The organism is Xanthomonas sp. D-36-1 (assembly GCF_017746155.1).
In the GTDB taxonomy this organism is placed as follows: Bacteria; Pseudomonadota; Gammaproteobacteria; order Xanthomonadales; family Xanthomonadaceae; genus Xanthomonas; species Xanthomonas cissicola.
Window position 1 is genome coordinate 128,870 of sequence record NZ_JAGHWR010000006.1, and the last position, 20,243, is coordinate 149,112.

General features: G+C 64.9%; 18 protein-coding genes and 1 other RNA gene. 15 read left to right on the forward strand and 4 right to left on the reverse strand.

Annotated features, from left to right (window positions below; all coding sequences use genetic code 11):
• Positions 1-213 precede the first annotated feature (213 nt).
• The gene (locus J7367_RS02335) at positions 214-2,748 is read left to right on the forward strand and encodes a sulfite reductase flavoprotein subunit alpha (RefSeq protein ID WP_057660679.1); all 2,535 of its coding nucleotides are present in this window, start codon (positions 214-216) and stop codon (positions 2,746-2,748) included.
• A gap of 453 nt (positions 2,749-3,201) precedes the next feature.
• Here J7367_RS02335 and J7367_RS02340 read toward each other — a convergent pair whose 3' ends face one another.
• The gene (locus J7367_RS02340) at positions 3,202-4,083 is read right to left on the reverse strand and encodes a PD40 domain-containing protein (protein WP_057660677.1); all 882 of its coding nucleotides are present in this window, start codon (positions 4,081-4,083) and stop codon (positions 3,202-3,204) included.
• A gap of 80 nt (positions 4,084-4,163) precedes the next feature.
• Here J7367_RS02340 and J7367_RS02345 point away from each other — a divergent pair.
• From J7367_RS02345 to dinG, 5 genes are all read left to right on the forward strand, one after another.
• A non-coding RNA gene (locus J7367_RS02345) (sX9 sRNA) lies at positions 4,164-4,239 on the forward strand.
• A gap of 42 nt (positions 4,240-4,281) precedes the next feature.
• Positions 4,282-5,133 (forward strand): shikimate dehydrogenase, encoded by an 852-nt coding sequence (aroE, locus tag J7367_RS02350; RefSeq protein WP_057660674.1) that lies wholly within the window; start codon positions 4,282-4,284, stop codon positions 5,131-5,133.
• Positions 5,123-5,497: a hypothetical protein gene (locus J7367_RS02355; protein ID WP_057660671.1), complete on the forward strand. Its 375-nt coding sequence runs from the start codon at positions 5,123-5,125 to the stop codon at positions 5,495-5,497. Before aroE ends, J7367_RS02355 begins: the two co-directional genes overlap by 11 nt.
• Positions 5,494-5,730, forward strand: a complete 237-nt coding sequence (locus J7367_RS02360) for a hypothetical protein (protein ID WP_022560239.1) — start codon at positions 5,494-5,496, stop codon at positions 5,728-5,730. Before J7367_RS02355 ends, J7367_RS02360 begins: the two co-directional genes overlap by 4 nt.
• A gap of 267 nt (positions 5,731-5,997) precedes the next feature.
• Positions 5,998-8,133 carry an ATP-dependent DNA helicase DinG gene (dinG, locus tag J7367_RS02365; RefSeq protein ID WP_057660668.1) on the forward strand — a complete coding sequence of 712 codons (2,136 nt, stop codon included), beginning with the start codon at positions 5,998-6,000 and terminating at the stop codon, positions 8,131-8,133.
• Positions 8,134-8,275: 142 nt separating this feature from the next.
• Here dinG and J7367_RS02370 read toward each other — a convergent pair whose 3' ends face one another.
• Complete coding sequence (locus J7367_RS02370) at positions 8,276-8,500, reverse strand: hypothetical protein (protein WP_209028895.1); 225 nt, start codon at positions 8,498-8,500, stop codon at positions 8,276-8,278.
• 108 nt (positions 8,501-8,608) lie between these two features.
• On the opposite strand from J7367_RS02370, the gene katB reads away from it, so the two are divergent.
• The 9 genes from katB (at position 8,609) to J7367_RS02415 (ending at position 18,841) form a co-directional block, all read left to right on the forward strand.
• Complete coding sequence (gene katB / locus J7367_RS02375) at positions 8,609-10,114, forward strand: catalase KatB (protein ID WP_174232380.1); 1,506 nt, start codon at positions 8,609-8,611, stop codon at positions 10,112-10,114.
• 57 nt (positions 10,115-10,171) lie between these two features.
• A complete protein-coding gene (locus J7367_RS02380) occupies positions 10,172-10,741 on the forward strand; it encodes an ankyrin repeat domain-containing protein (protein WP_057660661.1) in 570 nt (189 codons plus the stop codon).
• A 575-nt stretch (positions 10,742-11,316) separates the two neighbouring features.
• The gene (locus tag J7367_RS02385; protein WP_003489833.1) at positions 11,317-11,541 is read left to right on the forward strand and encodes a hypothetical protein; all 225 of its coding nucleotides are present in this window, start codon (positions 11,317-11,319) and stop codon (positions 11,539-11,541) included.
• A 453-nt stretch (positions 11,542-11,994) separates the two neighbouring features.
• Positions 11,995-12,999 (forward strand): tRNA dihydrouridine(20/20a) synthase DusA, encoded by a 1,005-nt coding sequence (gene dusA, locus J7367_RS02390; protein ID WP_057660657.1) that lies wholly within the window; start codon positions 11,995-11,997, stop codon positions 12,997-12,999.
• Positions 13,000-13,275: 276 nt separating this feature from the next.
• The gene (locus tag J7367_RS02395) at positions 13,276-13,641 is read left to right on the forward strand and encodes a hypothetical protein (RefSeq protein WP_026006955.1); all 366 of its coding nucleotides are present in this window, start codon (positions 13,276-13,278) and stop codon (positions 13,639-13,641) included.
• A 71-nt stretch (positions 13,642-13,712) separates the two neighbouring features.
• Entirely contained in the window at positions 13,713-14,396 is a 684-nt protein-coding gene (locus tag J7367_RS02400; protein WP_002808458.1) for a response regulator transcription factor, read from the forward strand.
• A gap of 74 nt (positions 14,397-14,470) precedes the next feature.
• On the forward strand, positions 14,471-15,841 hold the full coding sequence (locus tag J7367_RS02405; protein ID WP_003489823.1) for an ATP-binding protein: 1,371 nt from the start codon (positions 14,471-14,473) through the stop codon (positions 15,839-15,841).
• 119 nt (positions 15,842-15,960) lie between these two features.
• Positions 15,961-17,541 (forward strand): DUF1800 domain-containing protein, encoded by a 1,581-nt coding sequence (locus tag J7367_RS02410; protein WP_057660774.1) that lies wholly within the window; start codon positions 15,961-15,963, stop codon positions 17,539-17,541.
• Between the two features lie 115 nt (positions 17,542-17,656).
• Positions 17,657-18,841 (forward strand): DUF1501 domain-containing protein, encoded by a 1,185-nt coding sequence (locus J7367_RS02415; protein ID WP_057660654.1) that lies wholly within the window; start codon positions 17,657-17,659, stop codon positions 18,839-18,841.
• Between the two features lie 137 nt (positions 18,842-18,978).
• Here J7367_RS02415 and J7367_RS02420 read toward each other — a convergent pair whose 3' ends face one another.
• Together J7367_RS02420 and J7367_RS02425 are read right to left on the reverse strand one after the other, a co-directional pair.
• Positions 18,979-19,734, reverse strand: coding sequence for a M90 family metallopeptidase (locus J7367_RS02420; RefSeq protein WP_057660651.1), 756 nt, complete (start codon positions 19,732-19,734; stop codon positions 18,979-18,981).
• A gap of 8 nt (positions 19,735-19,742) precedes the next feature.
• Positions 19,743-20,051, reverse strand: a complete 309-nt coding sequence (locus tag J7367_RS02425) for a hypothetical protein (RefSeq protein WP_033484865.1) — start codon at positions 20,049-20,051, stop codon at positions 19,743-19,745.
• Positions 20,052-20,243 lie beyond the last annotated feature (192 nt).

The following is a 20,243-nucleotide window of genomic DNA, read 5'->3' on the forward strand; positions in this document are numbered from 1 at the left end:
AAGGGGAGTGGGGAAGGTGGCAACGCGCGATGTCCGAACGATGACCGCGCCATGTGCGCCAGATGACGGCGAGGCAGAACGCATCCGACAAGACGGACCGTTTCCGGTGCGTGGCGTGCAACGGAATGCGGAACGCCAGCGGCATCGATGCAGATCGGATGCGAGACTCATTCTCATCTACAATGGGCGGCCGTCCTGTTTCGTGGCCAGGTCTTGATCAAGACGCTCCTGTTCCAGCTGCATTGGCTGCTCGGCATCACTGCCGGGCTGGTGCTGTCGGTGATGGGGTTGACCGGCGCGGCGATGTCGTTCGAAAACGAGATCGTGCGCATGGCCAACCCGGCCATTGCGCAACTGGCGCAACGGCATGCGGCGGGCGAGCGGGCCTTGCCGGTGGATGTGCTGCTGCAGCGGCTCGATCTGGCGCCAGCCGGTGCAGGGCAAAAACAGGCGGTGACACGCCTGTTGATCGACCCCACCGGTGCGCGCCCGTCTGCAGCGCGTCTTTCCGGCAAGGGCGCGGGCCGGGTGTACTTCGACCCCTATACGGGTGAGCGGGTCGCGCCGCCGCGGCTGAGTACAGCGTTTGCCTTCATCGAAGACCTGCACCGCAACCTGACGGCCGGCAAACGCGGGCAGGCGGTCACCGGTGCGAGCGCCTTCATCTTGCTGTTCTTCTGCGCATCGGGGCTGTATCTGCGCTGGCCGCGACGGTGGTGGAGCCCGCGCACCTGGTGGGTGGTGGAATGGCGACGGCAGGGGCGCAGTTTTTTGTGGAGCCTGCATGCGGTGTTCGGCACCTGGTGCTTGCTGGTGTATTTGCTGGTCGCGCTGACCGGGCTGACCTGGTCCTACCCCTGGTATCGCGATGGCATGGTGGCCTTGCTCGGCGGCCCGCCTGCGATACGTGGCGACAAAGGCGATAGCCGCCCGGCCACCGTCGATCTTGCACACGTGCAGCGCACGCTCGATGGCATTCCCGCCACTCGTAGCGCCGCCCTGGATCTGCGCATTCCCACGCGCGACGGGCAGCCGTTGAATGTGCGGTTCTTGCCCGACAATCCGGCTCACGATCGCGCCTACAACAGTCTTGATATCGCGCCGGACAGCGGAGCACTGCTGCAGCGCCAGGACTACGCGCTGCTGCCGCGCGGGCAGCAATTGGCGGTGAGCATGTTCCCGCTGCATTCGGGCAGTTTTTTCGGGTTGCCCGGGCGCATGGTGGTGATGCTGGCCAGCCTGGGCATGTCGGTGTTCTTCGTCACCGGCTGGATGCTGTATCTGGATCGGCGCCGCAAAAAACGCGCGCTGCGCGCTGCGCGCAAGGTGTTGCACGGCGCAGCGCCGGCCTCGCAGGCGGCACCATGGTTGATTGCGTTTGCCAGCCAGAGCGGTTTTGCCGAGCGCCTGGCGTGGCAGGCCGCCGGGCATCTGCAGGCTGCCGGCTTGCCGGTGCAGGTGCGCTCGCTGGCGCAGCTGGATGCACAGGCCCTGCAACGCAGCGGGCATGCGTTGTTTGTGATCAGCACGTTTGGCGATGGCGAGCCCCCGGATGCGGCACGCGGTTTCGAGCGTGGGCTGCTGCGGCAAGGCCTGGAATTGCCGCACCTGACTTACGCGATGCTGGCGCTGGGCGACCGCCAATACGCGCAGTTCTGCGGGTTCTCGCGGCGTGTCGAACAGTGGCTGGATGCGCAAGGTGCACGCGCGCTGTTTGCTGCGGTGGAACTGGACAACGTCGATCCGCAGGCGCTGGCGCAATGGCATGCGCAGCTGGGCCAGATCGCCGGTGCGCCCATGCGCGTGGCGCCGCTGGCACGGCCCAAACTGACCGAATGGACCCTGTCCTCACGCACGCATCTGAACCCGGGCAGCGAGGGAGCGCCGATCTGGCGCATCGATCTGCAGCCACCTGCGGATGCACAGTGGCAGGCCGGCGACATCCTTGAAGTGCAGCCTGCGCACGCCCAAGCACAGGTGCGCGACTGCCTGGCGGCATGGGGCCTGGCGCCGGACACGCTGGTGCACGTGGATGCGCAGCTGCTGCCATTGCAGCAGGTTGCCGCCGAGCGCGTACTGCCCGAGCCGCCCGCAACGCCGCTTGCCCATCGCCCTGATCCGCAAACCTGGCTGGACGCATGCGCCTGGCTGCCTACCCGCGATTATTCGCTCGCCAGCGTACCGGCCGACGGCACCGCGATGGTCGTGGTGCGGTTGACGGTGCGTGCCGATGGCAGTCCTGGTCTGGGTTCGGGGTGGCTGATCTGCCACGCGGCGATCGGCGCGCCGGTCCGCGCACGGTTGCGCACCAATCCCGGGTTCCATCGGCTCGAAACAATGCCGATGGTCTTGATCGGTAACGGCACCGGCATTGCAGGCTTGCGCGCGCTGCTACGCGAGGCCGAGCTGGCCGGCGTGCATGGGCACTGGTTGTTGTTCGGCGAACGGCATGCGGCGCACGACCGCCTGTTCGCCGACGAGCTGCAGGCCTGGCAGGCGAGTGGGCATCTACGACAGCTGGAATGGGTGTTTTCACGCGATCAACCACAAAAACGCTACGTGCAGCATCACTTGCGCGAAGCCGGCGGCACGTTGCGACACTGGATCGACCGTGGCGCGGTCATTTACGTCTGTGGCAGTCTGGACAGCATGGCGCGCGAGGTCGATGCGGCGTTGCGCGAAGTACTCGGCGACACGCGTCTGGACTCGTTGACGGCGGCGGGACGTTATCGACGCGATGTGTATTGAGTGAGGTGATGATTGCGGCATGCCGGCTGATATCCGTTAGCGACGCGCAGTGATTGATCGTTGAGTTGCTGCAGAGAGTGCAGTGCTGCAGACCGCACTACACGGCTGACCTTGAGCGTGGGCCGCTCATTGCTCGCATGGCATCTGCGCAGCGGTTTGTCGGCCTTGACTTGTTGGATGCCGTCAAAGGCCTGCTCGGTCGAGTGCGCGGTGTCCTCGCCGCTCGCAGGACATGCCGTGAACCCATCCATGGAGCCTGGATGGCGGCATCCATGCCGCAATCGGTCCCGCAAGTGGCGAGGGCACCACGCCAGTCAGTTCGCGGGTTGTTTATTGAAGAATGAAGACTTCGCATCGCATGGTTTGCTGGTCACCTCGTTGCAAGCGATCAGCAGCTCTGCGGCGAATGCCCAGACAACATCGTCTCGATCTGACCGATGCACCCAATCCACCTCAACGGCAACTCGCATCGCCATCGGCTGCCGGTGCCTTCATCCGGTAAATGTCCAACTGCCCTGCGCGCGGCGCGCGGGCACTACCGGTCACCAGCAATTCGCCGGGCTTGGCCGTATCCACGACCGCGCCGAACGTGCGCTCCTGCGGCCCGTTGAACGACAGCGGCAGCGGCAAGCCTTGTGCAAAGTGCCCGTCCTTGCAGATGGCCAGCAGCAACTGGCTGGGGCCATCGGTCTTCCCGCGGGCCCATACCAGCGCGCGCCCGTCGCCGAGCCAGGCGGCGTCCAGCTCATCGGCTGCGCTATTGATGTCGAGCAAGGCCACCGGCGCACTGAACGCCTGCCCATCCCAGTGCGCGACGAATAGATCCATGCCGCCAGCACCGCCATGTCCGTCGCTGGCGAACAGCAGGCGTGTGCCGTCCAGCGACAGCGTCGGTGCGCGCTCGTTGCCGGCGCTGTCGATCGCCGCGCCCAGCGATTGCACCGGGCCTACGGCGCCTTGCGCATCCACCGGTGCTCGGTACAGGTCGCTGCCGCCAGCGCCGCCGGGCCGGGTGGAGGCGAACAGCAGCCAGCGGCCGTCCGCACTGAAGAATGGGGTGGTCTCGTCCTGCGCGGTATTGATCGGCAGCGTCTGCGCGTCCTGCCAACGCCCGCCGCGCAGCTGCGCCTGCCACAGGTCCCAGCCGCCGGCGCCACCGGCGCGGTCGCTGGCCCAAACGATGCGTTGCCCGTCCGGGCTGAGCGTGGCGCGCGCCTCGTTGGCCGGCGTGGAGACCACACCCATGCCCTCGATGCCGAATTCAGCAAGCCCCGAAGCAGACGGGACGCAGAGTAAACTTGCCGCCAGCGTGAGCAGCGGCCATCGATAGTGCATGCGGTGTTCCTGCCTCAAGGAGCGGTTTACAAAATTACTGCGCGGTCGCCAGGCAGGCGCGGCCGGTGCTCGGAATCGGCATGTACCATTCGTACACTCCGGTTCCTGCGCGCCGTCCACGCCCACCTGGCGACCGCTCGCTACATTTTGTTGGCCACTCTAGATTCGCGCACAGTCTAGTCAACCAGAGAGCGTTTCATGCCCGTATCCCGTTATGCCGTATTCGGTCACCCCGTCGCCCATTCGCTGTCGCCGGCCATCCATGCCGACTTCGGGAAGCAGACCGGCATTGCGCTGGACTACACCGCCATCGACGCGCCGCAGGAAGACTTCAGCGCCGCGCTGCAACGCTTCGCCGATGAAGGCGGCAAAGGCGCGAACGTCACCCTGCCGTTGAAGGAAGCCGCCTATGGGCTGGCCAGCAGCCTGAGCGATCGCGCGCGGCTGGCCGGGGCGGTGAACACGTTGGTGCGTAACGACGGCCAGTGGCAGGGAGACAACACCGACGGCGCCGGCCTGGTGCGCGATCTCACCGAGCGCCAGGGCCTGGATCTGCGTGGTCGCCGCGTGCTGCTGCTGGGCGCCGGCGGCGCTGCCCGTGGCGTGGCGCCGGCGCTGCTGGAGGCGGGCATCACCGCAATGGTGGTGGTGAACCGCTCGCCCGAGCGCGCCGATGCCTTGTGCGATGCGCTGGGCGAACCGGCGCGGGTGACGTCGCGTTACATCGAGGACCTGCGCGAGCTGGGCGACTTCGAACTGATCGTCAATGCCACTGCCGCAGGTCGCGACCGCGATGCCGGTGCGTTCGCATTGCCACTGGGCCTGGTCAACAGCCTGACTGCCGCGGTCGATCTAAATTACGGCGATACCGCGATTGCGTTCCTTGCCTGGGCGCGCGCGGCGCAATGCCGGTACGCCATCGACGGACTGGGCATGCTGGTGGAGCAGGCCGCCGAGAGCTTCGCGCTGTGGCATGGCGTGCGCCCGGATACCGACCCGGTCTACGCCGCGCTGCGCGCGCGCGAGGCCGTGCTGATCAGTGCCGACTGACGTGGGTAGCGCCGATGCCACCGCGGTCCTGCTGACCCTGGTCACCAGCCTGCTGTCGCGCGTGCCGATGCTGATTGCGGTGCTGCTCGGGCTGGTCCTGTTGTGGCGCGCACCGCATAGCCCGCTGCGGCGCGCCGGGCTGGCCGCGCTCTGGCTGCTGCTGGGCTGCCTGTTCGCCGAGGTCGCCGTCCAGGCGATTCCGATGTTGTTGCTGCAGCAAGGCAACGTGCGTCAGATCAGCATGGTGGTCAGCGTCGCCCACTTCGTGCTGATGGCCGTACAGGCCGTTGGTATTGGCGTGCTGGTGTGGACGCTGGCGGCCAGCCTGCAGCGTTTGCCCGCTGGCACTGGTCCGCGCCCGTGATTCCGCTCAAAGCCATCTTGCTGGTGATCGTTGGGCTGGTCTGCGCCGGGCAGGGCGTGTGGACGCTGCTGCATCCGCAGGCACTGGCGGCAGTCAATCGCGGTGGCCTGTTGTACGAACGCTTCGGCCCGAACGGCGTGGGCGCCGGCATGTTGCTGATGGGTATTGCGATGGCGGCCATCGGCTTGGTGTGGGCGCGCCATGCGTGGCCGGCGCGCCGGCGGCGGAACTGAGCGCGCATTGATGCTGCCTACGCTTTAAAGCCAGCGGCGTTTCCTGCATCGGCATTCACTGCGCCGCCTTCCAGGTTACCCCGGCGGCGAATGCCTGCAGGCGGCCGGTGCTGGCAGGCAACCATCGGAGAATCGACCCATGCCCTCGGCCGCTCAGCAGTCGCACCGGCATGGGACTCGCCGGGTCGCCGCTGCAAGCAGGCAACCTGTTCAGCCGTGCGGCGCGCCGGTCGCAGTCACTGCGCCGGTCCGTGCGAAAATAGCGCGATGAGTGAAGTTGCCCCTCCGGCCGCGCCGTCGGCGCCCGTTCCCACCCAGCGCCGCCTGACCGACCCGATCAAGGCCAGCATCCGCGACGCCTACGCCAAGCTGCAGGCCAATACGCCGGGCTTTGCCACGCGGCGCGCACAGAGCCAGATGATCGGCCTGGTCTCGCGTGCACTGGCCACCTCCGGCGGCATCGGCATCGCCGAGGCGCCTACCGGCGTGGGCAAGAGCCTGGGCTATCTCACCGCCGGCGTGCCGATCGCGTTGGCCACCAAGAAAAAACTGGTCATCAGCACCGGCACCGTGGCGCTGCAATCGCAGCTGGTGGAACGCGACATCCCGGCCTTCCTCAAGGCCACCGGGCTGGATGCCACCGTGGCGTTGGCCAAGGGCCGCACGCGCTACCTGTGCACCCGCAATGCCGCCGAACTGGAAGGCGACACCAGTCAGAACGCCATGTTCGAAGACGAGCAGGCGCTCTACGACCGCCCGCTCAGCCCGGTCGATGCGGATCTGGCCAAACGGTTGGCCAAGGCCTACGCCGCCCGCACCTGGAATGGCGATCTGGACGATGCGCCAGAACAGATCTCCGTGCCGCTGCGCATGCGCATCACCACGCCGGCGTCCGGCTGTGCGGGGCGCCGCTGCAGCTACGCAGCGCAATGTCCGGTGCTCAAGGCACGCACCGATGTGCGCGAAGCGCAGATCGTGGTCACCAACCATGCCTTGCTGTTGTCGTCACTGTCGCTGGGCGATGCCGAAAACGGCCAGCCATTGATCGCCCCGCCAGCGGACATGCTGCTGGTGCTCGACGAAGGCCACCACATCGCCGGCGTGGCGATCGACCAGGGCGCAGCCAATCTGCCGCTGGACGACATGGCCAGGCGTACCGGGCGCATGCAGATCCTCATCGCGGCTGCTTATCGCGCAGTGGACAAGGACAAGCTGGGCAATTTGCTGCCCAACGAAGCCATCGAGGTGGCTGCGCGCGTGTCCAAACTGCTCAAGGCCTTCCACGCCGAGGTCGAACGCGTATGGAAACCGGAACCCGGCGAGCGCGATCCGCTGTGGCGCGCGGCCAATGGCAAGTTGCCGCCGCAGTGGGGCCCAGCCATCGAAGAGCTCGGCGAAGAAACCCGCGCGCTGTTCAACTGGGTGCATGCCGCGCACAGTGCGATTGCGAAGGGAAAACAGGACGATTCCGCGCGCGAACGTCTGCAGCGCAGTCTCGGCATGGCCTTGGAAATGGCCGAGCAGCAGCACAATCTATGGAGCGGGTGGCGCCGCGAGGACAAGGAAGGCCAGCCGCCGATGGCGCGCTGGATCACCCTCTCGCGCGATGGCGACCTGATCTGCCATTGCTCGCCGGTGTCGGCCGCGCAGGTGCTGCGCACGATGATCTGGAACGAGGTGGATTCGGTGGTGATGACCTCGGCCACGCTGACCGGTGGCGGCGATTTCCAGTCCTTCGCCATCGACAACGGCTTGCCCGATCACGCCGAAATGGCATCGCTGGCCTCGCCGTTCGACCTGCCCAACCAGGCCGAATTGATCGTCCCCAATTTTCCGGTGACTCCCGATGACCGCGAAGGCCATCCCAAGGAAGTGGCCAAGTATCTGGTGCGCGAACTGGATTGGAACGCCAAGGGCAGCATCGTGCTGTTCACTTCGCGCTGGAAGATGGAAAAGGTGGCCGACCTGATGCCGCTGGCGCAGCGCAACCGCGTGCTGGTGCAGGGCGAGGGCAACAAGTCGCAACTGATCACCGAACATCTGCGCCGCATAGGCGCGGGCGAAGGCTCGGTGTTGTTCGGCCTCAATTCCTTCGGCGAAGGATTGGACCTGCCCGGCGAAGCCTGCACCACCGTGGTCATCACCCAGGTGCCCTTCGCCGTGCCCACCGATCCGCAAACCTCCACCTTGAGCGAATGGCTGGAAAGCCGCGGCCATAACGCCTTCAACCTGATCGCCATCCCGCATGCGTTGCGCACGCTCACCCAATTCGCCGGCCGCCTGATCCGCAGCTCCAGCGACCACGGCCGCGTGATCATTCTCGACTCGCGCCTGCTCACCCGCCGCTACGGCAAACGCATCATCGATGCCTTGCCGCCGTTCAAGCGGGTGATCGGGCGTTGAAGATCGCCTGGCGATGCCATCGCCATCGCCATCATCATCATCGCATCGTGCAATTTCGCGTGCGATGGTGATGCGCTGCCGATACGGATATAGCGTGCCGTTTTGGGTGTTGCACGATGCAAGCCAGTGTCGCGTTGTGCAGCTACACGGGGAGCATGGCCAGTCGCATCGCATCGGCATACGCGCGATGCGCAATGGCCACTCGCATCATCCGCACTGCGCATGACTCTTGCAGCGCAACATTGGCTGCGCGATTGGCATTGAGGTCGCGCAAAACGCAATGACGCACACAGCGCTCGATAATGCGGTTATTTGCTATGCACCGCTCGCGGGTTTGGCGATGCATATCACGCAACGCGGTCATCATCATGTTCCCCTATCGAAGCGATCATAACTAACGACTTCTCACGCTTCGGCCTGCTGGCGATGATTCAGCCTCCTCAAACGAGCCGACGCCATGCGCCCTGGACCCCTCATGGTGCTAGCCCTGCTAGCCCCGACGTTGATCGCTCCGCCGGTCTTCGCCCAATCCGTTCTGACCCGCGACAATGGCGCCAAGGTCGGCGATAACCAGAATTCGCAGACAGCCGGTGCCACCGGTCCGACGCTGCTGCAGGACGTGCAGCTGATCCAGAAGCTGCAGCGCTTCGATCGCGAGCGCATCCCGGAGCGCGTAGTACATGCGCGCGGCACTGGCGTCAAAGGTGAGTTCACCGCCACTGCCGATCTCTCCAATCTGACCAAGGCCAAGGTGTTCAGCGCCGGCGAAAAAACGCCGGTGTTCGTGCGTTTTTCGTCGGTGGTGCATGGCAACCACTCGCCGGAGACGCTGCGCGACCCGCATGGCTTCGCCACCAAGTTCTACACCAGCGAAGGCAACTGGGATCTGGTCGGCAACAACTTCCCCACGTTCTTCATCCGCGATGCGATCAAGTTCCCCGACATGGTGCATGCGTTCAAGCCGGATCCGCGCACCAATCTGGATGACGATTCGCGTCGCTTCGATTTCTTCTCGCACGTGCCCGAAGCCACGCGCACGCTGACCCTGCTGTACTCCAATGAAGGTACGCCTGCTGGCTACCGCTTCATGGACGGTAATGGCGTGCATGCCTACAAGCTGGTCAACGCGCAGGGCGAAGTGCACTACGTCAAGTTCCACTGGAAGACGCTGCAGGGCATCAAGAACCTCGATCCCAAGCAGGTCGCTGCGGTGCAGGCCAAGGACTACAGCCACCTGACCAACGATCTGGTCGGTGCGATCAAGAAGGGCGATTACCCGAAATGGGATCTGTACGTGCAGGTGCTCAAGCCGCAAGACCTGGCCAAGTTCGATTTCGACCCGCTCGACGCCACCAAGATCTGGCCGGACGTGCCGGAGCAGAAGGTCGGCCAGATGGTGTTGAACAAGAACGTCGACAACTTCTTCCAGGAAACCGAGCAGGTGGCCATGGCGCCGGCCAATCTGGTGCCGGGTATCGAGCCGTCTGAAGACCGCCTGTTGCAGGGCCGTATTTTCTCGTACGCCGATACGCAGCTGTATCGCATCGGTGCCAATGGGCTGAGCCTGCCGGTCAATCGCCCGCGTGTGGCGGTCAACAACGGCAACCAGGATGGGCAGGGCAACATCGGTCAGACCACCAGTGGCGTGAACTATGAGCCGAGCCGCCTGGAGCCGCGTCCGCAGGACACCGCTGCGCGCTACAGCGAGCTGCCGTTGTCGGGCACGACCCAGCAGGCCAAGATCACCCGCGAGCAGAACTTCAAGCAGGCCGGCGAGTTGTATCGCTCCTACAGCAAGAAGGACCGTGCCGACCTGGTGCAGAGCTTCGGCGAGTCGCTGGCCGCCACCGATACCGAAAGCAAGCATCTGATGCTGTCGTTCCTGTACAAGGCCGACCCCGAGTACGGCACCGGCGTCACCCGCGTGGCCAAGGGCGACCTGGCGCGGGTCAAGCAGCTGGCCTCCAGCCTGCAGGACTGATCCGTCCCGACGACCTCGCGGCTGCGCCGCGATGTCGTCTTTTTTCGGGAGATTCCTATGCGCACCCTGTTGTTTCTGATGCTTGGCAGCGTGTCTGTGATTGCCAACGCTGCGTCACCTGCATCCGCTGCCAGCGCGACGGCCACCGCCATGCCTGAGCAGATCAAGCTGCAGCTGCGCGAGTATTTCTTCGACGCCGCGCGTGAGGGCCGCCAGGACATGCTGGCCGAGTTCATTCGCTCGCATTACGACCTCAATACCCGCGACGAGAAGGGCTATACCGCCTTGATCCTGGCCGCGTACCACGGCCAGCGGCCGGCGGTGGAGCAGTTGCTGAGCGCCGGCGCCGACCCCTGCGCGCAGGACAAGCGCGGCAACACCGCGCTGATGGGCGCCATCTTCAAGGGCGAGCTGGGCATCGCCAAGCGCTTGATGCAGGCCGATTGCGCGCCGGACCAGCGCAACAACGCCGGCCAGACCGCTGCGATGTATGCGGCGTTGTTCCAACGCACCGACGTGCTCAAGGACCTCGCCGCCAAGGGAGCGGACCTCAGCCTCAAGGACGGGCAGGGCAACGATGTGACCAAGCTGCAACGCGGCGAATTCGCCACCGCGCCGGCGCGCTGAGCGCGCCAGTCTTGCCTGCCAGGGCTGCTGCTCACAGCGTGCCGCATCGGCCGCGATGCGCGTATGTGCTTGCGCTTTACCCGCTAGAAGCAGCGGGCGGCTGCTCGTAGCCAACGGCTGCTGTGCGGCAGGTAGGTGGTCACGCGCGCTCTTGTCGCAACGCGTCCCGTCTCTGGCGAAGCACGCCACGGCTGGGGGTGCATGATGCGCCGTCTATCTGGTCGCTGCGCATCCTCCAGCTCTTGCTGCACCTGCCACGTCGACGTCGTCGAGGGGCATCGCCGCATCCATCGCAGCACTCCAAGCCACTGTCTGGTAGCGTCAAACCGCTCCTGGCAGCGTCGTCGGTTTTCCGCCACGGCCGCGCTGGATCTCTGACGGTGGTGGTGATCTTTTCGCCATTGCGTCAGGATTTTTCTGACGCACAAACCCTTGCGCGCCAAGGTTTTGACAGAAAACTGAGTGCTTGCTGACTTGCTTTGAATCGCCCGGAAAAAACCGCGGAAAACAGTTCAAGAAAGCGCCGGGAACGCCGATGCTGCAGCTATCGCATCGCACCTTGGAACCCCCGGACCATGAAGCTCGATCCCTCCATCCCTTTCCTGATGTCGCTGTTGGCCATGGTGCTGTGCACTGCCACCGCCGTCGTTGCGCTGGTGTTCGGCCAGGTGCACGTGCTGGCCAAGTCGTGGAGCTTCTACACGGTCATGGGCACGGCCCTGATCACGCTGATTGCCTCCTACCATGCGCTGGGCAAGCCGCTGAGCGCCGAAGAGCGTGTCGGTGTCCGTAACCCGTAAGTTTCGCTTCCGTCCGGACGCAGCAATGATTGCGGCACTGGACCGAGAAAGCTCAGCTCGTCACTGACGATGCAACGCGTTCGCTCCGCAGGGCGAACGCAGACAGGCACCGCGTATCCTGCGGCGATGCCTCCGCTCCGGCCGGTCCTCGGCGAGCGAGGGAAAACCAAGCCAGCGCCAATGCAGGGCATTCGCCCCCGTCCGAAGGTCGAGCTTAGCTTGATCCTGGCGGCCCAAGCGCGTCACCAGCGGCATCTGCATTTGCGCCTAACGCTCGGATTCGATCAACCGGTCCTCCTAGATTATCCGGCACGCGAACAAGCGACCTTGCAGCCAGGCTGAGGCGCAGGCGTTCCCACATCCATGCCGCACTGCCGCAGATTCATCGGGGCCCGTGTAAGCTGTTGATCCTGCTTCGCATTCCCATGGCCGCTCGCTGCGGCTACCTTGTCGATGACCGCTTCCACCGATCGTTACGCCGCCTCCCTGCGCCTGTCCGTTGCCCCGATGATGGACTGGACCGACCGCCATTGCCGGGTCTTCCACCGCCTGTTGGCGCCGTCCGCACGCCTCTACACCGAGATGGTGCACGCCAACGCGGTGATCCACGGCGACCGCGCGCGCTTGATCGGCTTCGATGCGGTGGAACATCCGCTGGCGCTGCAACTGGGCGGCAGCGATCCTGCCTTGCTCGCGCAGGCGGCGGCAATCGCGCAGGAATGGGGCTTTGATGAGATCAACCTCAACTGCGGTTGCCCGTCCGACCGCGTGCAGGCCGGGCGTTTTGGCGCCTGCCTGATGCGTGAGCCGGGGCTGGTGGCCGAGTGCGTTGCGGCCATGTGCGCGGCCACCCACTTGCCGATCACGGTCAAGTGCCGCCTGGGCGTGGACGACGATGACGATTACACGCTGTTCGCCCGCTTTGTCGACCAGGTGGTCGCGGCCGGCGCCGCCATGGTGGTGGTGCACGCCCGTAATGCCTGGCTCAAGGGCTTGTCGCCGAAGGAAAACCGCGAAGTGCCGCCGCTTCGGTACGACTGGGCCTACCGGCTCAAGCAGGAGCGGCCCGGTCTGCCGGTCGTGCTCAACGGCGGCATTGTGGCCGTTGACCCGGCAATAGCGCATCTGCAGCACGCCGACGGCGTCATGCTCGGCCGCGCCGCTTACCACGACCCGTACGTCCTGCATTGTCTGGATGCCGCCTTGAACCAGCGGCCCGAGCAACCGCGCGAGTCCTTGCTGCGCGCCTATCAGCCGTACGTGGAATCACAGCTGGCACAGGGGGTGGGCTTGAAGCACATGACCCGGCACGTGCTGGGCCTGTTCCATGGCCAGCCTGGAGGCAGGGCGTTCCGGCAGGTCCTGAGCGAGGGCGCCCATCGTCCGGGTGCCGGCTGGGAACTGGTCGAGCAGGCATTGGAGCGCACCGATACACGGTCCTGGCGAGTCGTTGCCTGACTTTGGCCCACCGCTTGCATTCCTGAACGGACTGCCGGGATGTCCGAGTATCTCCGGTCGTTTCTGCAGCAGGCGCGTCCGCAACAAACGCGCGCTGGTCGTGCGCGCGGATCTGATCGGTATTCATTTCACTGAACGCTGTTAACGTGAAGCTAAAAAGTTCAGATCGGATTCACCCCGAAAAATCAAGAATTTGCCTCGATTCCGATGCTCGATCCTCAATTGTGTGTGGTCGATTTCACGAATTTTGAATGTTCCTGAACAACCCGCTAGGATCTGTTTGTGACCCAATCGCTCTGCCGCGCTCGCCAAGTCGCTCTGGTCGCCCTCTGGGTTGCCATGGCCGCGCCGTCGGCCTGGGGCCAGGGCTATCCGATGGTGCAGAGCGGGCGCGAGGCATTGCCGCCTTCGGCGCGCGGCAATAGCCGTACGCTGTCGGACACCATTCGGCATGTACAACGGTCCACCGGTGGACAGATTCTGGGCGCCGAGCGGGTGCCGTTCGACGGCGGCAATCTCAATCGGGTCAAGTACATGAAGGACGGGCGCGTGCACACCGTGTATGAGCCGGAGCAGACGCAGGCTGCGCCTGCGCGTAACTTGCCACCGCCCGACGCGCCACCACGCGACGATAACCACTGAACGTAGATAGTTCTGCGTTCAGTCTTATAAATTCCCCGGCCACTGGCCGACAACGTAACTAGGGAGAGTGCATGCGTATCCTTTTGGTCGAAGACGAAGCTCCGCTGCGCGAAACCCTTGCGGCGCGCCTGAAGCGCGAAGGCTTTGCGGTCGACGCTGCACAGGACGGCGAAGAAGGCCTCTACATGGGCCGTGAAGTGCCATTTGATGTCGGCATCATCGACCTTGGCTTGCCCAAGATGTCGGGGATGGAGCTGATCAAGGCCTTGCGCGATGAGGGCAAGAAGTTTCCGGTGCTGATCCTGACCGCGCGCTCGAGCTGGCAGGACAAGGTCGAAGGCCTCAAACAGGGTGCCGACGATTATCTGGTCAAGCCGTTCCACGTCGAAGAGTTGCTGGCGCGCGTCAATGCGCTGCTGCGGCGTGCTGCCGGCTGGAGCAAGCCCACGCTGGAATGCGGCCCGGTCGCGCTGGATTTGGCGGCGCAGACGGTGAGCGTCAACGGCGCCAATGTCGATCTGACCAGTTATGAGTACAAGGTGCTCGAGTACCTGATGATGCATGCCGGTGAACTGGTCTCCAAGGCCGATCTCACCGAGCACATCTATCAGCAGGACTTCGACCGCGATTCGAACGTGCTGGAAGTGTTCATCGGTCGTCTGCGCAAGAAGCTCGACCCCGATGGTGAACTCAAGCCGATCGAGACCGTGCGTGGACGCGGTTATCGCTTCGCCATTCCGCGTACCGAAGGCTGAGTCAGCGCGTCAACGAGCAGGAAGACCAAGTGCCGGGCCGCTCCAAGTGGTATAGACGCTGGCGGCCGCGCTCATTGCAGGCCCGCCAGCTGCTGGCCGCCAGCCTCAGCCTGGTCGCCTTCCTGGCGCTGGCGGGTTACGCGCTGGATGTGGCGTTTGCCGACACCGCCGAGAAGAACCTACGCGAGCGGCTGAAGAACTACGCCTCCGCGTATGCGGCCAATATCGATTTTGTGCGCGACGGGTCGCTGTATATCGGCGGGCAACCGCCCGACCCGCGTTTCGATGTTCCCGGTGGCGGCCTGTATGTGGAAGTCGTGCGTCCGGACGAAAGCTGGACCTCGATGTCGGCCGAAGGCCCGAACATTCCGCACGGCCGCATGCTGGAGCCGCGCCAGGAAGAATTCATCGGCCCGCTGGAAATGACCCAGATCGACGGCAGCCTGGGCCAGCTGTATCGCTACGGGCTGGGCGTGAGCTATGTCGAACGCGAACACGGTGGCGAGATTCCGTACACCATCTATGTGATGGAAGACGCGCGCTCGATGGGCGCGCAACTGCGCGTGTTCCGTGGTGCGGTATGGTTCTACCTTGGCAGCGCCGGTGTGGTGCTGCTGGTGTTGCAGGCCTTCATTCTGCAATGGAGCCTGCGTCCGCTGCGGCGGGTCATCAATGAGTTGACGAAGGTGCAGCGCGGCGAGATCCAGCGCATGAGCGAGCAGCATCCGCGCGAACTGGAGCCGCTGACCGACAGCATCAATGCCTTCATCGAGAGCGAACGCGACAACCTGGAGCGTCAGCGCAATACGCTGGCCGACCTTGCGCATAGCCTCAAGACGCCCATTGCCGTCTTGCGTACGCAATTGGATAGCGGTGCGTCCGAGCGCGATCTGCACGAAGAAATGGATGTGCAGCTGCGGCGCATGAACGACCTGGTGTCGTATCAGCTGGCACGTGCGGCTTCCAGCGGGCACAAATTGTTCGCGGCACCATTGCCGATCGAGTCGACCGCCGAAGAAATCGTGCGTGGTCTTGAGAAGGTGTATTCGGTCAAAGGCGTGTTGTGCGAATTCGATATTTCCCCCGAGGCCCGCTTTCACGGCGAGCCGGGCGATTTGCAGGAACTGCTCGGCAATCTGCTGGAAAACGGCTTCAAGTGGGCGCGTAGCCGCGTGTTGCTGACCGCAAAACCGGGGCCCACCACCGGTAGCCGTCGTGCCGGCTTGATTCTGTCGGTGGAAGACGACGGCCCCGGCATCGCGCCGGAAGACGTGGCCAAGATTCTGCAGCGCGGCGTGCGTGGCGACGAGCGCGTGCAAGGACACGGCATCGGCATGTCGATCGTGCAGGACCTGATCAAGGGCTATCGCGGCGAGCTGCAGGTGGTGCGCTCGCAGGAACTGGGCGGCGCCCGCTTCGATGTGACCCTGCCGCCGGGACTGTGACCGCCGGAGGGGCCCGATGAACCCGTGGCCAATGTGCGCTGGCGTTCCGACAACCGTTTAACGCCTCACGCGTTGGCTTACCCATACTGAGTGGGCAAGCCGTTGCGATGGAGGGCTGCATGTTCGAGCAAGCTGGCCAGGCCGTATGCGTGCACGCGCACGCGCAACACACGCGAGGATGGCGGGTGCTGCCGCTGTTGATCGGCAGCCTGTGCGCGCTCACTTGCACGGCTGCCGAAGCGCCGCTGACACCATCGCAGATGCGCTGGCTGCAGCGGGCCACTTACGGGGTTGATGGCAGCAGCGCGACCCAACTGACACGGCTGGGGCCCAAGCGCTTTGGTGCACTGTTGTTGCAGCCCAGCGACGACGCTGCGTTGCCCGCGCCGGTACGCGCGCAGCTGCAGCGCTTCGACGCGCTGCATACCCCGCTGGTGGATCTGCTGACCCAGTACGAAGCCGACAAGGTCCGCCTGCAGTCCATGCCCGATGGCGATGAGAAGGTTGCCTTGCGCAAGGAGTGGCAGGCGCGCGGTGGTCAGATGCTGGTGCAGGCGCGGCAGGCGCAACTGTTGCGCGCGGTGTACGCGCCGGATCAACTGCGCGAGCAACTGGTGTGGTTCTGGCTCAACCATTTCAGCGTGTATGCCGACAAGGCCCGGGTGAAGTGGATGGCGGCCGACTACATGGAAAACGCGATCCGCCCCAATGCCACCGGCAAGTTCGCCGACCTGGTGATGGCCACGCTGGAAAGCCCGGCAATGCTGGAGTACCTGGACAACGCCAAGAACGCCAAGGGCAAGGTCAACGAAAACTACGCACGCGAGTTGATGGAACTGCACACGCTGGGCGTGCACGGCGGCTACAGCCAGCAGGATGTGCAGCAACTGGCGCTGATCCTCACCGGCGCGGGCCTGGTACCGATCACGCCCACCGGCGCACCGCCGTTGCCGCCCGCAGGTTCAGGGCAGGCGCAGGTGGTGCGCAAGGGTCTGTTCGAATTCAATCCGGCGCGTCATCAACCCGGCGACAAGATGCTGCTTGGCCAGCGCATTGCCGGCGGTGGGCTGGATGAGATCGAACGCGCCGTGCAGTTGTTGGTGCGGCAGCCGGCCTGTGCGCATTTCATCTCGCAGCGCCTGGCCGAGTACTTCGTCAGCGACACACCGCCCACTGCGCTGGTGACGCGCATGGCCAATACCTTCCAGCATAGCGATGGCGATATCGCCAAGGTCATGCAGACCATGCTGGCGTCGCCGGAGTTTGCGCAGGCGCAACCGCGCAAGTTCAAGGACCCGAACCGGTTCGTGGTGTCGGCGATGCGGGTGGCGTACGAGGGGCAGCCGGTGATCAATGCCGCGCCAATGGCCAGTTGGGTGCAGCAGCTGGGTGAACCGTTGTTTGGTCGCATCACGCCCGATGGTTGGTCGCTGCAATCGCAGGCCTGGACCAGTTCCGGGCAGTTGGCACGCAGGTTCGAGGTGGCGCGTTCGATCGGCGGCGGACCGAAGCAGTTGTTTCGTCTGGAGGGCGACAACCAGACGCCGATTCCTGCGCTGGTGCAGATCGAGACGCGCCCGTCGTACCGCTGGTTGGCGCCATCGCTCTCGGCTGCCACACGGCAGGCGCTGGATCAGGCGCGCTCGCCTGCCGAATGGAATGGGTTTTTGCTGTCGTCGCCAGACTTCAACTATCGCTGAGGCCATGGCGCCGATTCGGAGCGCCGATTCAAGGCCCACGATTCACGTTCGCAGAATCAAAACGCTGATCCAGCGGTCCACGAATGCCAGGCGGTCACCGCCGCGGGAGTACACCATGCAACGACGTCAATTTCTGCTTGCCTCTGCAGCCGCTGCAAGCGTGCCGTGGGCCGGTCGTCTGTTCGCTGCGCCACGCGATAGCGCACGCATGCTGGTGGTGTTTCTGCGTGGCGGCTACGACAGCAATAATCTGCTGGTGCCGCATGGCAGCGATTTTTATTACCAGTCGCGGCCGAGCCTGGCGATTGCGCGGCCGGATCCGGCCAATCCAAACAGTGCTGTCGCGCTGAACGCGCAGTGGGGTCTCAACCCGGTGGTGCGCGAGACGCTGCTGCCACTGTGGGAACGCAAGCAAGTGGCCTTCGTGCCGTTTGCCGGCACCGACGACCTGTCGCGCAGTCACTTCGAAACCCAGGACGATATCGAATCCGGCCAGGCCGGCACGCACCGCGATTACCGCTCCGGGTTCATGGCGCGCCTGTCGGGGGTGCTCAGTGGCGTGCCAGCCATCGCGTTCACTGATTCGTTGCCGCTGACGTTCCAGGGCGGTGGCGATTTACCCAATGTGTCGTTGCGGAGTATCGGCAAAGGCGGGCTGGATGCGCGGCAGGCACAGATCCTGTCGCAGATGTACGACAGCACGCCGCTGGCGGCCGCTGCGCGCGAGGGCTTGGCGCTGCGTCAGCAGGTCACCGCGCAGCTGCGCGAAGAGATGGAGCAGGCCGGCCGTGGCGCCGCCAGCGCACGCACCTTCGCCGATGAAACCCGGCGCATGGCCACCTTGATGCGCGAGCGGTATCGCCTGGGCTTCGTCGATGTCGGTGGCTGGGACACGCATGCCAACCAGGGCAGCGTGGAAGGTGGCCTGGCCAACAACCTGCGCAATCTCGGCGAAGGGCTGGCTGCCTATGCCGATGCGTTGGGCCCGGCCTGGAACGACACCGTGGTGGTCGTCATCTCCGAATTCGGCCGCACCTTCCGCGAAAATGGCAGCAAGGGCACCGATCACGGGCACGGCACCACGTATTGGGTACTGGGAGGTGGCGTGCGCGGTGGTCGCATCGCTGGCGAACAGGTGGCGGTCCAACAGGCGCAGCTGCTGCAGAATCGCGATTACCCGGTACTCAACAATTACCGCAGCCTGTTCGGCGGGATGCTCAGCCGTCTGTGGGGGCTGTCGCCAGCGCAGTTGGAGCGGGTGTTCCCAGGTGCCAAGCCACGCGATCTTGGATTGGTGTGAGTGTGCATGGCGAGCGATCGCAACGTGCGTGGTATCGACAGCCGGCGTGTGTCGATCCCGCGGCGTCTGCTTCGGGCGATGGCTGCAGGTTGCCTCTGCCGACGGCGATCACGCACGCCGCTCCGCGACGCGGCACATCAACGTTGCACTGAATCTGCAAACGGTGAGCGCCCGTAAAACCGTTCCAGGTGCAGGGCGACCTGCGGCATCGTGCGCAAAAGCACGTGCGGTGCGGAGAAGTGATATTCGCTGACCACTGCGAAGAATTCCTCCGGGGCTTCGGCGGCATACGGATCGATCTCGGTGTCTTGACCCGCATCGACGCGTTGGCAAAACAGATCGTAGGCATGCTGGAAATCGCGTGCCCAGGCGCGTTGCGCATCGCGTGGCAGGGGCGGCGTGCCGTCGAGCGCGCCATCCAGTGCATCGAGCTTGTGCGCCATCTCATGCACGATCACGTTGAAGCCTGCCTGCGGGTCGTCCAGGTCGGCTTGCACATCGGCCCAGCTGACGATCAACGGACCTTGCTCCCAGGCTTCGCCGATCAGGGTGTCGTCCCAGGCATGCATCACCCCGGCCGCATCCATGTGGGTGCGCTGCACGCGGAACGCATCCGGATACACGATCAGCTGCGACCAGCCGCGCCAGCCGGCGGCGCCGATTTCCAGCAGCGGCAGGCAGCAGGTCGCGGCAAGCACAAGCTGATCGTTCGCTTGCAGCTGCAGCCCGTCAACGGGCGAAATGGTCTTTTGCTGCAGGAACTGCGCGGTCAATGCACGCAGACGGTGCTGGCGGGGCGGATCGAGCGCGGCGACCCAGGCGCAACTGCCGCACAGCCGCTGCCACAGCGCATCAGCAATGTCGGGGGGCGGCCGGCGCAGCCAGCGCGTCAACCACTGGATCAGCGGAACATGCCCGGCAGGAAACTGTGCCAGCGCGGCATCGTGCGCATGCGCGGGAACAACGAATCGCCATCGCTGCCGCCGCCGGTGGACGGCGTGGCTTTGTGCGGGCTGTTGCGTGCCGGCGCCGCCTCGGGCGCCGGTGTTCTGCCGCGTGCTGCCGAGTTGGTGCTGATGCAGCTGTCATGATCGCCGTCGATCAGCTGGTCCGATGCCAGGGCGGCAAGCGGAGCCAACAACAGCAGCAGGCAAACCGTGATTCGGCGCATCGTCCACATCCAGGGCAAGCGGCGTGAGTCGCCGATCATAACGCGCTTTTCACTCCCTCACGCAAGCCGCGCTGGGCGCCCGGGAGGGCTTGGCGCATACTTTGGCGGATGGATTCGGGGACTTTGCGCGCAATGCACTGTGAGATGAAAGGCGCCGGTGGCCGTCGGTACGGCGCAGGCGCTGCGGGAGATGGGTCTGGCGCGCGCGTTGGTCAGCCGCAGGGCGCATGC

Excerpts from the sequence above, each read along its gene's own strand:
- J7367_RS02340 (WP_057660677.1), bottom strand. The coding sequence starts at position 4,083 with ATGCACTATCGATGGCCGCTGCTCACGCTGGCGGCAAGTTTACTCTGC.
- aroE (WP_057660674.1), top strand. The coding sequence starts at position 4,282 with ATGCCCGTATCCCGTTATGCCGTATTCGGTCACCCCGTCGCCCATTCG.
- dinG (WP_057660668.1), top strand. The coding sequence starts at position 5,998 with ATGAGTGAAGTTGCCCCTCCGGCCGCGCCGTCGGCGCCCGTTCCCACC.
- J7367_RS02370 (WP_209028895.1), bottom strand. The coding sequence starts at position 8,500 with ATGATGACCGCGTTGCGTGATATGCATCGCCAAACCCGCGAGCGGTGC.
- katB (WP_174232380.1), top strand. The coding sequence starts at position 8,609 with ATGGTGCTAGCCCTGCTAGCCCCGACGTTGATCGCTCCGCCGGTCTTC.
- J7367_RS02380 (WP_057660661.1), top strand. The coding sequence starts at position 10,172 with ATGCGCACCCTGTTGTTTCTGATGCTTGGCAGCGTGTCTGTGATTGCC.
- J7367_RS02385 (WP_003489833.1), top strand. The coding sequence starts at position 11,317 with ATGAAGCTCGATCCCTCCATCCCTTTCCTGATGTCGCTGTTGGCCATG.
- dusA (WP_057660657.1), top strand. The coding sequence starts at position 11,995 with ATGACCGCTTCCACCGATCGTTACGCCGCCTCCCTGCGCCTGTCCGTT.
- J7367_RS02400 (WP_002808458.1), top strand. The coding sequence starts at position 13,713 with ATGCGTATCCTTTTGGTCGAAGACGAAGCTCCGCTGCGCGAAACCCTT.
- J7367_RS02410 (WP_057660774.1), top strand. The coding sequence starts at position 15,961 with ATGTTCGAGCAAGCTGGCCAGGCCGTATGCGTGCACGCGCACGCGCAA.
- J7367_RS02415 (WP_057660654.1), top strand. The coding sequence starts at position 17,657 with ATGCAACGACGTCAATTTCTGCTTGCCTCTGCAGCCGCTGCAAGCGTG.
- J7367_RS02425 (WP_033484865.1), bottom strand. The coding sequence starts at position 20,051 with ATGATCGGCGACTCACGCCGCTTGCCCTGGATGTGGACGATGCGCCGA.